Genomic DNA, 14,899 nt, shown 5'->3' on the forward strand with positions numbered 1-14,899 from the left:
GAACGCCCCGGGGCACGGGAAGGCGCCGCCGCTACGCCTGCTGCCTGGCGGCCGGGGCCTTGGTGATCCAGGGGTCCTTGGCCTGGCCGAGGATGACCTGCTTGTCGTTCCACTTGCCGAAGCGCGGGTTGACGTCGATGCCCATCGCGCGGGAGGTCGTGGCGAGCGCGTCGGCGAGCTTCTGCTGGCCCTGGGGGCTGCCGCGGTCCGCGCCGATCTTCTTGGCGAGGCCGTCCAGGAGGAGTTGGTTGCGGACGGTCGCGTCGATCTCGTCCGGGGCGATGCCCTGTTGGAGCCACATCGCCTTCAGCCGTGCGCCGCCGCCCGCGCGTTCCTCGGCCGCCGACCGCCACTTCTGCACGCCGTCGCGGTGGACGGTGACCCCCGCCTGCCGGGCGCCGCGCTCCAGGACCCGGTCGAAGATCATGCCGTTGAGGGTCGCCAGGCTGAGCCGGCCGGTGCTCGCGACGAGCTGGGCGCCCTGCGCGGACCTGCCCTGGGCCTCCCGTACGTCCTTCACCTTCGCCTGGAGCTGGGCGACGGTGATCCGCTTACCGTCCACGATGGCGGCGGCACCGGGGTGTGCGTCGCTGCCGCAGGCGGTCAGCAGCGGGACCGCGGCGAGCAGACCCGCGGCGAGGGATACGGAGAGCGCTGTCCTACGGCGGAACACTTGGCCTCCCGGCAAAGATCGTGAACGAGGCGGCGCTGGGGATGCGCCCGTGCGGTGGTGGTCGAAAGGGGCGGCCCCAGCGGTCACCGGGGCGGTGGCTCATCGATCTGGCGTGCGAGCCTGCGTCTGAACCCCGGTCGGGCGCAGGCTCTGATCGATGGTAAGGAGTCCCCGTGGTCCAGGCCACTGTTTGGCCAACGATTGCCCGCGAATTCGGATGCGGACCGCGGGCGCAACGGCCGTGCCGGACCGCGAAGTTCCGCCGCCCGCCCCGTCCCCGCCGCCGCTACTTGGCGGAGAACCGCGCCGGCGCCTCCGTCGGATTGCCGCCGCCCGGCAGCTTCTCCTGCGGGCAGGCGGTCAGCACCTGCCGCATCGCGTCCTTCTCGCTGCGCGTGACCCACAGCCCGTACTTCTTCTTCACCGCCACCTGGCGCGCCACATACGTGCAGCGGTACCCCTTGTACGCGGGCAGCCAGGCCGCCGCGTCGCCGTCGCTCTTCTGCCGGTTCGCCGACGCGTCCACCGCTATGAGGTTCAGCGGGTCGTTGGCCAGCGCGATGCGCTTGCGCGCCGGCCACTTCGCGGCGCCCTTCTTCCAGGCGTCGGACAGCGCCACCACGTGATCGATGTCGACCTTGCTGCTGCCGCGCCGGTAGCGCACGCTGTGCCCGGTGTACGGGTCCTTCTTCAGCGTCCCGGCGACGACTACGCAGTCCCCGCCGCGGAACGAGGGCGCGCGCAGGTCACGCTTGAGTATGTCGTCGCGGGTTCCGCAGCCGTTGCCGTCGGTGTCGGCCCAGGCGCTGCCGAACCTGTCCCTGGCGTAACCGGTCTTCGGCGCGGGGCGCTTGACGTGGAGCGAGGTCACGGCGGACAGGGCGCTGCCGGGCTGCGCGGTGGCGGACCCGTCCCCCTTGGCGTCCGTGCCGCCGCCGTCGGGCGAGCAGCCGGTGAGGGCGAGCAGCGCGGCCAGGGCGGTGGCCGCGGTCGCGGTGAGGGTGGCGGGGCGGGCGCGGAGCGCGGTACGTATCAAGTCGGTTGTCCCATCCGGTGGCTGAGGTCGCGGGCACGGCCGCGGCACCGGACGGACGGGGTCCGCCGGGCCGGTGACCGGTCCCGGCGCGGGCACGTACGCACGGCCGGGTGCGCGTGCGCCGGACCGTCCTGTTCGACGGCTTCGAGTATCTTTCCGGAAGTTGAGAGTGAGGACCCTGATGGAAACGGCCGCAGCAACGGCGAGGGGCGACGCGGGGCCCGCCACCGGAACCGCAGCCCCCGGCGGCCCCGCGACCGCCCTCCCCCCGAAGCCGCGCACCCCGCCGCAGGACACCGGTCCGGTACGGCGCAGCGCACGCCGGATCGGGGCGCGCACGGCGGCCCTGCGCGCGCCCCGACTCGACCCGTACTGGACGGCCGCGCTCCTCTTCGTCGCGTACGCCGTGATCTCCCTGAGCCGCTACCGCACGATGGGCACGGCCTCCTGGGATCTGGGGATCTTCGAGCAGGCCGTCCGCGGCTACGCCCACTTCCGGGCGCCGATAGTCGATCTGAAGGGCCCCGGAAGCAACATCATCGGCGACCACTTCAGCCCGGTCCTGATCCTGCTCGCGCCCTTCTACCGCCTCGTCCCGTCGGCGATGACGCTGCTGACCGCGCAGGCCGCGCTGTTCGCGCTGTCGGCGCTGCCGGTCACCCGGGCCGCCGCCCGTCACCTCGGCCGCGGCAGGGGCCTGGCCGTCGGCGTCGCCTACGGGCTGTCCTGGGGCGTGCAGAAGGCCGTCGACTTCGACTTCCACGAGATCGCCTTCGCGCTGCCGCTGATCGCGTTCGCCCTCGAAGCGGTGCTGCGCGGCCGGTGGACCGCCGCGGTGTGCTGGGCCGCGCCGCTGGTGCTGGTCAAGGAGGACCTGGGGGTCACCGCTGCCGCCATCGGGGCGCTGGTGCTGATCCGCTCCCGCCGTGCGGTGCCGCTCGCCGTCGCCCTGGTCGCCTTCGGCGTCACCGCGACCGCCGTCACCCTCGGCGTGATCATCCCCGGCTTCAACGGCTCGGGCTCGTACGACTACTGGACCAAACTCAGCGGCGACGGCGCGGGCGGCCCGGTCATTCCCTTCGGCACCGCCGTCCGCACCCTCCTGTGGATCGTGCTGCCCACCACAGGACTGCTCGCGCTGCGCTCCCCGCTCCTGCTGGTCGCGCTGCCCACGATCGGCTGGCGGTTCCTCTCCCACGAGCCGCACTACTGGGGCATCGACTGGCACTACAGCGCCGTCCTGATGCCGGTGGTCTTCCTCGCCCTCGTCGACGCCCTGCCGCGGGCCCGCACCGCCGCCCGCCCGTGGCTGCGCTCCTACGCGCTGCACCTGCCGGCCGCCGTGCTGTCCGCGGCGCTCGCGCTGACCTGCACCCTCCCGCTGTCCCGGCTCACCGAGGCGGCCACCTACCGGGTGCCGCCGGACGTCACCGCGGCCGAGCGCCTGCTGGAGACGATCCCGGACGGGGCGACGGTCGAGGCCGACATCAGGCCGCTGAGCCATCTCACCGGCCGTACCCGCGTCTTCTGGATCGGCGACACCCGCGGCATCTCGCCCGACTACGTCGCCGTCCAGCTCCGCGACGGCCGCACCCCGCAACAAGCACTCGCCGACGCCGCGCACCGCCACCCCGGCTCCACCTACGTCCCGGCGGGTGAGGCGGCGGGCCTCGCGGTATTCCACCGGACATCGGCCCGCTGACCGGCCTACGGTGGCGCGATGACCTTCGACGTGATCGTTCTCAACGGCGGATCGAGCTCCGGCACTTCGTCCCTCGCCCGCGCCCTCCAGGACGCGCTCCTGCCCAGGCCCTGGCTGACCTTCGGCGTGGACACCCTCGTCGAGGCGCTGCCGCCCACCTTGATGAACACCCCGGCGGGCCTGGTGCTCGCGCCGGACGGCACGGTCTCGCCGGGGCCGGCCTTCCGCGCCCTCCAGGACGACTGGATGCGCGGCATCGCCGCGATGGCCCGCGCCGGCACCGGCATCATCCTCGACGAGGTCTTCGTCGGCGGCCGGGAATCCCAGCAACGCTGGCTCACCGCCCTGGACGGCCTGCCCGTGCTGTGGGTCGGCGTGCGCTGCGCGCCCGCGGTCGCCACGGCCAGGGAAGCCGCCCGCGGCGACCGGATCGCGGGCATGGCCGCCTCCCAGGCCGACCTCGTCCACCACGGCGTCCACTACGACATGGAGGTCGACACCGGCCACCGCTCGGCGGCCGACTGCGCACGGGAGGTCGCGGGGCGGGTGGGGTGAGGGCCGGCCGGAGCTTCTCGCGGGACGACCGGGGCCGTCCCGCCCCTCACCCTCCCAGGATCGTCGTCAGGAACTCCCCCACCCACGCGAGCAGTTCGCGGCCGACCAGCGGCTTGCCGCCGATCTTTCCGGTGGTCGGGCGGGGGACCAGGATCTGCCGGGTGGCCGGCTTCAGGACCGTGCGCGGGTGCAGGCGCTTGAGCCGGAGTTCCTGGGACTCGCGCAGCTCCACCGGACCGAAGCGGATGTTGGAGCCCTGGAGGGTGATGTCGGCGACGCCGCAGGAGCGGGCCAGCATCCGCAGCCCGGCGACCAGCAGGAGGTTCTCGACCGGCTCGGGCAACTTGCCGTAGCGGTCGGTGAGTTCCTCGCGGACGGCGGCGATGTCCTCCTCCGTGGACGCGGACGCGATCGCGCGGTACGCCTGGAGGCGCAGCCGCTCGCCGGGCGCGTAGTCGTGCGGGACGTGCGCGTCGACCGGCAGCTCGATCTTGACCTCCAGCGGCGGTTCCTCCTCCACGCCGCCTTCGAGCGAGGCCCGGTAGTCCGCGACGGCCTCGCCGACCATCCGGACGTAGAGGTCGAAGCCGACACCGGCGATGTGGCCCGACTGCTCGCCGCCCAGGAGGTTGCCCGCGCCGCGGATCTCCAGGTCCTTCATGGCGACGTACATGCCCGCGCCCATCTCGGTGTGCTGGGCGATGGTCGCCAGCCGCTCGTGGGCGGTCTCGGTGAGCGGCTTCTCCGGCGGGTAGAGGAAGTAGGAATAGCCGCGGTCACGGCCGCGGCCCACCCGGCCGCGCAGCTGGTGGAGCTGGGAGAGGCCGAAGTTGTCGCCGCGTTCGACGATCAGGGTGTTGGCGTTGGAGATGTCGATGCCGGATTCGACGATCGTCGTCGAGACCAACACGTCGAACTTCTTCTCCCAGAAGTCGACGACGACCTGCTCCAGCGCCGTCTCGCCCATCTGCCCGTGAGCGGTCTGGATGCGCGCCTCGGGCACGATCTCCCGCAGCCGCGCGGCGGCCCGGTCGATGGACTCGACGCGGTTGTGGATGTAGAAGACCTGGCCCTCGCGCAGCAGTTCACGCCGGATCGCCGCGCCGATCTGCTTCTGCTCGTACGGGCCGACGAAGGTCAGGACCGGGTGCCGCTCCTCGGGCGGTGTGGTGATCGTGGACATCTCGCGGATGCCGGTGACCGCCATCTCCAGGGTGCGCGGGATCGGCGTCGCCGACATGGTCAGGACGTCGACGTTGGCGCGCAGCTTCTTCAGCTGCTCCTTGTGCTCGACGCCGAACCGCTGCTCCTCGTCGACGATGACCAGGCCCAGGTCCTTGAACTTGGTCTCGGACGAGAACAGGCGGTGGGTGCCGATGACGAGGTCGACGGAGCCGTCCCGCAGGCCCTCCATCGTGGCCTTGGACTCGGTTTCGGTCTGGAAGCGGGACAGCGCCCTGACGTTGACGGGGAACTGGCCGTACCGCTCGGTGAAGGTGCCGTAGTGCTGCTGCACCAGGAGGGTGGTGGGCACCAGGACCGCGACCTGCTTGCCGTCCTGAATGGCCTTGAAGGCCGCGCGCACCGCGATCTCGGTCTTGCCGTAGCCGACGTCGCCGCAGATCAGCCGGTCCATCGGGACCGACTTCTCCATGTCCTCCTTGACCTCGGCGATGGTGGTGAGCTGGTCGGGGGTCTCCGCGTACGGGAAGGCGTCCTCCAGCTCGCGCTGCCAGGGGGTGTCGGGGCCGAAGGTGTGTCCTGGGGCGGCCATCCGGGCGGAGTACAGCTTGATGAGGTCCGCCGCGATCTCCTTGACCGCCTTCTTGGCGCGTGCCTTCGTCTTGGTCCAGTCGGCGCCGCCGAGCCGGTGCAGCGTGGGGGCCTCGCCGCCGACGTACTTGGTGACCTGCTCCAGCTGGTCGGTGGGGATGTAGAGGCGGTCGCCCGGCTGGCCGCGCTTGGCGGGCGCGTACTCGACGAGGAGGTATTCGCGGGTGGCGCCCTGGACCGTGCGCTGCACCATCTCGATGTAGCGGCCGACGCCGTGCTGCTCGTGCACGATGAAGTCGCCCGCCTGGAGGGTCAGCGGGTCGATGGTCTTGCGGCGGCGGGCCGGCATCCGGCCGAGTTCCTTGGCGGCTGCCTTCTGCCCTGACAGGTCCGTCTCGGTGAGCACCGCCAGGCGCAGCGCCGGGTCGATGAAGCCGTTGTCGAGGGAGCCGCAGGCGACGTGCACGACGGAGGGGGCGAGCGCGGTCAGGGTGGCGTCGAGGCGGGCGGCGATGCCCTCGCCGCCGAGCACCTCGACGGTGCGGGCCGCCGTGCCGTGCCCTTCGGTGACGAACACCGTGCGCCAGCCGTCGGCCAGCCATCCCTTGGTGTCGGCGAGGGCCCGCGCGGTGTCACCGCGGTAGGTGTCGGGCGCGTGCATGCCCAGCTTGAGGGTGTCGCCCGCGTCGGGCACGGTCTCCTCGTCGGCGGCGAACGGGCTCACCGACCACCACATCATGCCCAGTTCACGGGCGTGCTCGCGGACGTCGGCGATGCCCCACAGGGAGGCGGCGCCGACGTCGATCGGCGCATCGCCCACCCGTCGCCCACCACCACCCTTGCCTGAGCGGGCTTCGCCCGCGCTGGACATCGCGCTCGCCGCCCAGGACGCCTGGAGGAATTCCTGGCTGGTCGCCACCAGGTCGGCGGCCCTGGTGCGCACCCGCTCCGGGTCGCACACCACCGCCATGCTCCCGGCGGGCAGCACGTCGAGCAGCAGCTCCATGTCGTCGACGAGGACCGGGGCCAGCGACTCCATGCCTTCGACGGCGATGCCCTCGGCGATCTTGCCGAGCAGTTCGCCCAGTTCCGGGTGCTGCTCGGCGAGGGCGGCGGCCCGCTCGCGCACCTCGTCGGTCAGCAGCAGTTCCCGGCACGGCGGCGCCCACAGTCCGTGCTCGGCGACCTCCAGGGACCGCTGGTCGGCGACCTTGAAGTAACGGATCTCCTCGACGTCGTCGCCCCAGAACTCGACCCGGAGCGGGTGCTCCTCGGTCGGCGGGAAGACGTCCAGGATGCCGCCGCGCACCGCGAACTCGCCGCGCTTCTCGACCAGTTCGACGCGCGCGTACGCGGCTGCCGCAAGGCCGTCGACGATCTCGCCGAGGTCGGCGCTTCCGCCCGTGCGCAGGCTGACGGGAACCAGGTCGCCCAGCCCCTTGACCTGCGGCTGGAGCACCGAGCGGATGGGCGCGACGACGACCGACACGGGTCCTGCCGTCGGGTCGTCCGCGCGCGGGTGGGCGAGGCGGCGCAGCACCGCGAGGCGGCGGCCCACGGTGTCCGAACGCGGCGAGAGCCGTTCGTGCGGCAGCGTCTCCCAGGAGGGGAACTCCACGATGGTGTTCTCCTCGCCGGCCGGCACCATGCTGCGCAGCGCCGCCGCGAGGTCCTCGGCCTCCCGGCCGGTGGCGGTCACCGCGAGCACCGGGCGTCCCGCGTCCCTGGCGAGGGCGGCCACCGCGAACGGGCGGGCGGCGGGCGGGCCGACCAGATCCACGTGCGGCCGGTGTCCGTCGGCCGCGGCCTGCACCGCTTCGGCGAGCGCCGGGTCCTTGACGACGGCGTCGAGCAGTCCAGCAAGGCTCATGAAAGGTTCCGTCCCAGCGAGGCGAACAACGCGAAAGGCCCGACACGTCGTACGGGCCGGGGTTGCCCACCTTACGCCCGCCCTCCGGCATCCCGCCCCGCGAGCGGACGCCGCCCCGGGTCGGTGCGCCCCTGCCCCCGGGAAGCACCGTTTCGCACACCGGCCGGGCGTGGAAGGGTGTCCGCTACACACAACGGCGCCGGTGCACCGCACCGGCGGGGCACAGGGGGGCCGGGTGAACCGCAGTACCGGGGACAGCGCCGTCGGCGGCAGGGCACGCCGCGAGGGCACGGGCCGCACGGCCGGCGGGCAGGGCACGGCGGCGGGCGCGCCCGCCGGGCGGCGCGGCCCGGTCGTCGCCGCCCTGATGCTCGGGATGGCGCTGGCCGCGCTGGACTCCACGATCATCGCCACCGCCATCCCGCAGATCGTCGGCGACCTCGGCGGCTTCGCCGTCTTCTCCTGGCTGTTCTCCGGCTACCTGCTGGCCGTCACCGTGACGCTGCCCGTCTACGGCAAGCTCTCCGACACCTTCGGCCGCAAGCCGGTCCTCGTCACCGGCATCGCCCTCTTCCTCGTCGGTTCCCTCGCCTGCGCCGGCGCCTGGGACATGGCCTCCCTGATCGCCTTCCGCATCGTGCAGGGCCTGGGCGGCGGCGCGCTCCAGGGCACCGTGCAGACCATCGCGGCCGACCTCTACCCGATGGCGCAGCGCCCCAAGATCCAGGCGAAGCTGTCCTCGGTCTGGGCGGCCTCGTCGGTCGCCGGGCCCGCGCTGGGCGGGCTGCTCGCCGGCTACGCCGACTGGCGCTGGATCTTCCTGGTCAACCTGCCCGTCGGCGCCCTCGCCCTGTGGCTGATCGTGCGCTACTTCACCGAGGACCCCCGCAGGGCCGCAGCCGGGGAAAAGGGGCGGACGGCGGACGGCGGTTCCGGTACCGGCGGCTCCCCCGGCGCCGCGAAGCCGCGCGTGGACTGGCCTGGCGCGCTCGCCGTCTTCGCCTGCGGCGGGCTGCTGCTGACGGCCCTGGTCCAGGGCGGCACCGCCTGGCCCTGGCTCTCGACGCCGTCCCTGCTGCTCTTCGGCGGCAGCGCGCTGTGCGCGGCGGCCACCTTCTTCATCGAGCGGCGCGCGGCGGAACCGATCATCCCCGGCTGGGTCTGGCGGCGCCGCACCATCGCCGCGGTCAACCTCGCACTCGGCGCCCTGGGCCTGCTGATGGTCGCACCGACCGTCTTCCTGCCCACCTACGCCCAGTCGGTGCTCGGCACAGGACCGACGGCGGCCGGGTTCGTACTGTCCGTGATGACCCTGAGCTGGCCGGTCTCCGCCGCGCTGAGCAGCCATGTCTACCGCCGCATCGGCATCCGCAACTGCGCGGTGCTCGGCATCTCGGCCGCCGCCCTGATCCTGCTCGCCTTCCCCCTGCTGCCCTACCCGGGCGCGCCCTGGCAGCCCGCCCTGATCATGCTGGCGCTCGGCGCCGCACTCGGCCTCTTCCAGCTGCCGCTGATCATCGGCGTGCAGTCGTCCGTCGGCTACGCCGAACGCGGCACCGCCACCGCCTCGATACTCTTCTGCCGCCAGGTGGGGCAGTCCATCGGCGCGGCCCTCTTCGGCGCCCTCGCCAACACCACCCTCAACGACCGGCTGGCCCACGCCCCTTCGGACATCCGCCCCGGCCTGCCCGGTGACCTCGACGCGGTCTCGCACGCCCTGGAGCACGCCGGAGGGCTCACCGTCCGCGCCGCCGACTACCTGCGCCGCTCCGTCGCCCTCACCGTCGACCACGTCTACCTGGGCGCCGCGGCGGCAGCCGCCCTCGCCCTGATCGCCCTGCTCCTGCTGGCCCCGCGCCGCTTCCCGGTCCACGCGGACGCCCGCACGGGGCAGGAGCCGGGTTCCCGTACGGGGCAGGAGTCCGGTTCCCGTACGGGCCAGGAGTCCGGCTCCCGTGCGGAAGCGGAGTCCGGCTCCCGTACCGAAGCGGCGGCAGGGCCCCGTACGGGGGACGAGACCGCTGGGGGCGACGGGGGTGCGGGCGGGCCCGGCGGCGGCCCTGCCGGCTGCTGAGCCGCCGCCGTGCCCGGCCCCGTCAGCCGGGTACGCGGGGCAGCTTGGTCTCGATGGTGTCCTCGTTGTCCGGGTCGACGGGGGCACGGCGGTCAGCGCCCTCATCCCCCTCACCGACCTCCGGGGGCGCCTCGGCATCAGCCGTCGCCACAGCCTCCGCGGCCTCCGCGGCCTCCGCGACCTCAGCGGCCTCCGCCGTCCTCGGGTCCTCCCCCGCCGGCGGGACATCCATCGTGCCGTCCGCCGGGCCGTCCGTCGGGCCGTCCGGCTCCTCCACCGGGTCCTTCCCGGTCAGCGCCGCGAGGGTGTTGCGGACGTGCTTCATGTGAGAGCGGACCTCGTCGAGCTGCCCCTGGTGCTCGCGCACCACCCGTTCGGTGGCCCGCTCGATGCGCTCCACCTCGACCTGGGCCTGGGCCAGCAGTTCGGCGCCGCGGGCCTCCGCGTCCTCCTGGCGGTGCCGCGCCGCCTCCTGGGTCTCGGCGTGCCGGCGCTCCGCCGCGGCCACCACCGCGCGCCCCCGCTCCTCAAGATCCGCGACCCGCTGCGCCATCTCCGCGTCATACCCCGCCAGTTCGCGGCCGACGTCGTTCCACTCCTCGGCCTGCCGACGCTCCTGTTCCTTGAGCATCTCCGTGGTGCGCCGGCCCATCTCCTCCCGCGCGGCCACGGCTTCGGCGCGCCACTCCTCGGCGTCCTTCTGCGCCGCGGCCACCCGCGCCACCGCGTCCGCCTGCGCCGCGTCCACGGCCTGCCGCCCGCGCTCCTCCGCGTCCTTGCGCCGGGCGTGCGCGACCTCGTCCGCCGCCTCCGTGGTCTCGCGCACATACGCATCGGTCCGCGCGCGCAGCTCTTCGGCGGCCTCTTCCGCGTCGGCGCGCAGCCGCGCGGCCTCGGACTCCGCCGTGGTCAGGATCAGCCGGGCCTGGTCGCCCAGGGACTCGTACGTCTGCGGCGGCATCTTCGCGAGGTGCGCGCGCAGTTCCGCCAGCTCCGCCTCCATCTCGTTGGCGAGCACCGTGAGCCGCGCGGCACGCTCCCAGCACGAGTCGCGGTCGATGGAGAGGCCCTCCACCCGGCGGTCCACGTCGTCCTGCCGGTAGCCGCGCCCGCGTACGGTCTCGAAGCCGTGCGGCGAAACCGATGCACTCATCGTTCAAGCCCCTCTCCGGCGCGCGATCCCCTCGCCCGCCTCCGCGCCGTCCCGCCCGGTCCGTTCGGCCCGGTCAGTCCCGCACACATCTCTCTGGATAGGTCCGAAGTGGCCGCAAAACGACACTCCGCCCTTCTCATCCCACCAGGATGCGTCAATTGTTGTCAGAAGTCGGAATTGGATCATCATCGCGCAGGGCCTGGAACAGCCGCCGCGCGCCCTGTTCGTCCCACACCAGGACCTCGCCTGCGCCCGCCACCGCCACTCCTGGCCGTGCCACCGGCACCGTGACCGCCCGGCCGCCCTCGTCGGTGATCTTCCGCATCGACCGTCCCATACCCACCAGTTCGGCGACACCCGACCCCTCGTCCACCCGCACCGCGGACAACGCGGTTCCCGCCACCGGCCTCCATCGGAACGGATTGAGGTACACCCCGGGCCTGAGCATCCCGTCCGCCACCGCCGATATCAGCTGCCGCTGCCGCTTCACCCGCCCGATGTCGCCCTCCGGGTCGCTGTACCTGGCCCGCGCGTACGCCAGCGCCTGCCGGCCGTCCATCTCCTGGCAGCCGGCCCGGAAATCGGCCCCCGACCTCGCGTCCTCGATCGGCTTGTCCGGGCACATCCGCACCCCGCCCAGCGCGTCCACGACCCGCACCAGGCCCAGGAAATCCACCTCGGCATACCGGTCGATCCGCAGCCCCGTCGCCTGCTCCACGGTCCGCGTCAGCAGCTTCGGGCCGCCGTCCGCGTACGCCTCGTTGATCTTGGCGCGGCCGTGCCCCGGCACCGGTACGTAGCTGTCCCGCGGAATGCTGACGAGATACGGGCCGTGGCCGCCGGAGTGCAGCACCATCACCGTGTCGGTGTTCCGCCCGCCGTCGTTGCCGACGTGCAGGTCCTTGCGCTGCGCCGGCGTCAGCCCGGCCCGGCTGTCCGACCCGACCAGCAGCCAGTTCGTGCCCTGGCCCGCGACCGGCCTGCCCGCGTACGCGCCGAACGCGGCCACCTGGCGCACCTGCCGGCCCGCCCACACGTACAGCGCCGCGCCGCCCGCCGCCACCAGCACCACGACGACCAGCAACGCCACCAAGGTCCACCGCCACCACGGCCGGCCGCGCCGGCCCGCCCGGTACAGCGTCGACGACGACGGTGGCGGTATCGGCTGGCCCATATACGCATCGTCAGGGCCCCGGGCCCGTCCCGCAGCCCGAGCGCCCCCGCGCCCGGCACCCGTCACACGCGGCGCACGCCCCCGGCGGTACGGGCGCCGGGCCCCCGCGAGCCCGGCGCGCTCCGCACGAAAGGCCCTACAGCAGCCCGTCCCACATCTGTTCCAGCAGGACCGACCACCACGTCTCCGGCGAACCCAGCGCCGGCGGATCCAGCGCGACCAGCTGCGCCTGGAAATCGACCGTCCAGTGGCCGGCCTGCTCCGGCGTCAGCCCGTACCGCAGCCGCCACATCCGCCCCAGCATCGCCAGGCAGCGCATGAACTCCGGCAGCCCGCTGTTCACGAACTGCGGTGCCGCGGGCTGCCCGCCGGGCCCCGCCTCCACCGGCACCGCGACGATGTTCGCCGTGCCGTACTGCACACACAGCTGACGGCCGAAGTCGTTGCCCATCACCAGATACGAGCCCGCGTCCGGCGCCGGCTGCACCCCGCGCTCCGCCGCCAGCTCCGCCAGCGTCGGCACCGGACGCCCCGGCTGCGCCTGCGCCCAGAAGAACGGCCCGAAGTCGACCGGCAGACCGGCCCACACCAGCATCTGCGCGACCACGTCGGGCACACCCTGCCGGGACACCGCCCGCTGATCGAAGCGGAAGATCCCCTGCGGGCCGAACGACTGCTCCAGCTCCTGCCCGATGACCTGCGGCGGCGCCGGGGGCACCGGCTGCACCTGCGAGGGATGCGGCAGCGGCACCCGCACCGGCGCCGGCCGCGCGGGACCGTCCGCCACCTGGTGCAACTCGCCCTGATGCTCGACGAGATGACGTACGCCCTGCTGCCGCGAGGCGTGATCCCTGCCGTACGCGGCGGTGTGGCTGATCCGCACCTGCGGCCAGGTGTCACGGACCATCCGGGCGCAGTAGCCACCCGGCAGCTCGCAGCACTCCAGCTCGGTGTGCAGCTCAAGCACCTGCTGCGGCGGAATGTTCATGCCGCGCAGCTCGTGCAGCAGCTGCCACTCCGGATGCGGCAGACCGGGCGCCGACCTGCGCACGATCTTCTGCTCCGAGCCGTCCGGCGCCCGGTAGCTCAGCACCGCCATGTAGCCGGGCCCGACGGTCGGCAGTCCACCGGGCGGCGGCGGATATCCGTACCCGCCCGGGGCGCCACCCTGCCCGGCGGCGGGCGGAACGGGCGGCCCCGGAGGCGGACCCGCGGGCCCGGCCCCCTGCGGCCCTGCCTGACCGACAGGCCCCTGAGCAGGCCCGTGAGCAGGCCCGTGACCACCGGGCCCCGGTACGGCCGCGCCACCGGCCAGCATCGTCGCCGCCGCGTGCACCCCGCCACCGGCACCGGCCGACGGCACGGGCGGCGGCGGAGGCGGCGGACCGCCCTGCCCCGAGGCACCACGGCCCCCCGCCTGCGCACCGGGCACACCCGGCGGCTTCGGCGCACCAGGAGGCGCGGGCGGCGGCACACCGGGCCCGCCCGCCGCACCGGCGGAGCCCGAAGCCCCGGCCGACGCGTCCGGCAGCACGACGCCACCGGCGAGCATCGTCGCCGCGGCGTGCACCCCGCCACCGGGGCCCGCGCCCTCACCACCGGACGGCGCGCCCGCACCACCGGCCCCACTGCCCGCGCCGGACGCACCCGCATCACCAGATCCGTCCACCGCGCTCAAGTCCAGCCCGCCCGCGTCCAGTTGGGACACCAGCTGCGTCGGCACGTACCCACCGGCCGGCGCGCTCGCACCCGGCGACGGCTCCCCGCCCGCTGCCGCGGACCCCGCACCGGGCGTACCCGGAGCCCCGGGCGGCGGCGGAACAGCCGCACCCGCACCGGCCCCCGCGGCACCGCCGGGCAGCGCCGCACCGTCCGCGAGCATCGTCGCCGCCGCATGCACCCCGCCACCGGCACCGGCCGACGGCCCTGGCGGAGGCGGCGGCGGACCACCGGACCCCGGACCGCCCTGCGCCCCCGCGCCCTGCGGCACGGCCCCACCGGACGGCACCGCGCCATCCGGCGGCGGCACATCGGTGACCGGCGCACCGGACGGCGGCGGCAGCTCCGAAAGCCCCGGCACACCGGGCGGCGCCGGAGGCATCGGCGGCACGGCCCCCGGCCCGCCCGCACCCGCACCCGACGGCCCACCGGCACCCGGCCCGCCCGCCGCCGGGGCGACCTGCGTACGCGGCAGCTGACTCCCGCCCCGCAACAACTCCGTCTTCGCCTCGGGACGCGCCTGCGGCGCCGCCCCGTCCCCCTCACCGGCCTCATCGACCTCGTCGATACCGGCGAGCGGCGGCGCGAACACCGTCTCGGGCAACCCCACCGAACGGTCCTCGTCACCCTCGCCCGCGCCCGGCTCCCCACCGGCCCCCGACGTCACATTGACCTCGGCCCACGCATCGGCCGAGCCACCGGTGTCCGGAACCGCCGACGGCACCGGCGCAGCGGCCGACGACGGCGCCCCCGCCTGCGCCGCACCACCGCGGTCCGCACCACCGCGGTCCGCACCGCCGGCCGCGTCCGCCACTTGCTGCAACCACTCCGGCGGCGTCAGCAGGAACGACGTCGCCTCCAGATCGATCCGCTGCGGCGGCTCCGCGACCCCGCGCCCGCCGTCCGCGACCGCGCCGTACTCCTCCTCGTACCGCCGGATCACCTCGCCCACCGGCAGACCGGGCCACAACGTCGTCTCACCGCTGTCCCGCGCGATCACCAGCCGGCTCCGCCCGCCCTCGCCGCGCGGACCGCCCTCCCGGTCCTCCGCCCAGGCCACGAAGCCCAGATCGAACTCCCGCACCCGCACCTCACGTTGCTGCGGCCCCGGCACCTCGCCGTTCACCCACAGCTCGGCACGCTCCTGCGCCTGCGCGAACGTCACCACCG

Annotated in this window: 9 protein-coding genes; 3 read left to right on the forward strand and 6 right to left on the reverse strand. The window is 74.2% G+C overall.

Annotated features, from left to right (window positions below):
- Window positions 1-31 precede the first annotated feature (31 nt).
- Window positions 32-673 (reverse strand): SurA N-terminal domain-containing protein, encoded by a 642-nt coding sequence (locus ACGFNI_RS12610; RefSeq protein WP_393683141.1) that lies wholly within the window; start codon window positions 671-673, stop codon window positions 32-34.
- A gap of 286 nt (window positions 674-959) precedes the next feature.
- A complete protein-coding gene (locus ACGFNI_RS12615) occupies window positions 960-1,709 on the reverse strand; it encodes an HNH endonuclease family protein (protein ID WP_393683142.1) in 750 nt (249 codons plus the stop codon).
- Between the two features lie 181 nt (window positions 1,710-1,890).
- Between ACGFNI_RS12615 and ACGFNI_RS12620 the strand changes: the two genes are divergently transcribed.
- Both ACGFNI_RS12620 and cpt read left to right on the forward strand, forming a co-directional pair.
- Window positions 1,891-3,411: a DUF2079 domain-containing protein gene (locus tag ACGFNI_RS12620; RefSeq protein WP_393683144.1), complete on the forward strand. Its 1,521-nt coding sequence runs from the start codon at window positions 1,891-1,893 to the stop codon at window positions 3,409-3,411.
- An 18-nt stretch (window positions 3,412-3,429) separates the two neighbouring features.
- Complete coding sequence (gene cpt, locus ACGFNI_RS12625; RefSeq protein WP_393683146.1) at window positions 3,430-3,966, forward strand: chloramphenicol phosphotransferase CPT; 537 nt, start codon at window positions 3,430-3,432, stop codon at window positions 3,964-3,966.
- Between the two features lie 46 nt (window positions 3,967-4,012).
- Here the strand turns inward: cpt and mfd are convergent, their stop codons facing one another.
- A complete protein-coding gene (mfd, locus tag ACGFNI_RS12630; protein ID WP_393683148.1) occupies window positions 4,013-7,609 on the reverse strand; it encodes a transcription-repair coupling factor in 3,597 nt (1,198 codons plus the stop codon).
- Between the two features lie 367 nt (window positions 7,610-7,976).
- Between mfd and ACGFNI_RS12635 the strand changes: the two genes are divergently transcribed.
- On the forward strand, window positions 7,977-9,683 hold the full coding sequence (locus ACGFNI_RS12635; RefSeq protein WP_393683849.1) for an MFS transporter: 1,707 nt from the start codon (window positions 7,977-7,979) through the stop codon (window positions 9,681-9,683).
- A gap of 22 nt (window positions 9,684-9,705) precedes the next feature.
- Here the strand turns inward: ACGFNI_RS12635 and ACGFNI_RS12640 are convergent, their stop codons facing one another.
- The 3 genes from ACGFNI_RS12640 to ACGFNI_RS12650 all read right to left on the reverse strand — a co-directional run bounded on the left by ACGFNI_RS12640 (window position 9,706) and on the right by ACGFNI_RS12650 (window position 14,897).
- A complete protein-coding gene (locus tag ACGFNI_RS12640; protein ID WP_393683150.1) occupies window positions 9,706-10,836 on the reverse strand; it encodes a cellulose-binding protein in 1,131 nt (376 codons plus the stop codon).
- 154 nt (window positions 10,837-10,990) lie between these two features.
- Complete coding sequence (locus ACGFNI_RS12645) at window positions 10,991-12,010, reverse strand: LCP family protein (protein ID WP_393683151.1); 1,020 nt, start codon at window positions 12,008-12,010, stop codon at window positions 10,991-10,993.
- A gap of 136 nt (window positions 12,011-12,146) precedes the next feature.
- A complete protein-coding gene (locus ACGFNI_RS12650; RefSeq protein WP_393683851.1) occupies window positions 12,147-14,897 on the reverse strand; it encodes an SUKH-4 family immunity protein in 2,751 nt (916 codons plus the stop codon).
- Window positions 14,898-14,899: the final 2 nt, after the last annotated feature.

It is taken from the genome of Streptomyces sp. NPDC048644 (assembly GCF_043199105.1).
Taxonomy (GTDB): Bacteria; Actinomycetota; Actinomycetes; order Streptomycetales; family Streptomycetaceae; genus Streptomyces.

Coding starts and splice junctions, on each gene's coding strand:
- ACGFNI_RS12635 (WP_393683849.1), top strand. CDS start 7,977: ATGCTCGGGATGGCGCTGGCCGCGCTGGACTCCACGATCATCGCCACC.
- ACGFNI_RS12640 (WP_393683150.1), bottom strand. CDS start 10,836: ATGAGTGCATCGGTTTCGCCGCACGGCTTCGAGACCGTACGCGGGCGC.
- ACGFNI_RS12645 (WP_393683151.1), bottom strand. CDS start 12,010: ATGGGCCAGCCGATACCGCCACCGTCGTCGTCGACGCTGTACCGGGCG.
- cpt (WP_393683146.1), top strand. CDS start 3,430: ATGACCTTCGACGTGATCGTTCTCAACGGCGGATCGAGCTCCGGCACT.
- ACGFNI_RS12620 (WP_393683144.1), top strand. CDS start 1,891: ATGGAAACGGCCGCAGCAACGGCGAGGGGCGACGCGGGGCCCGCCACC.
- mfd (WP_393683148.1), bottom strand. CDS start 7,609: ATGAGCCTTGCTGGACTGCTCGACGCCGTCGTCAAGGACCCGGCGCTC.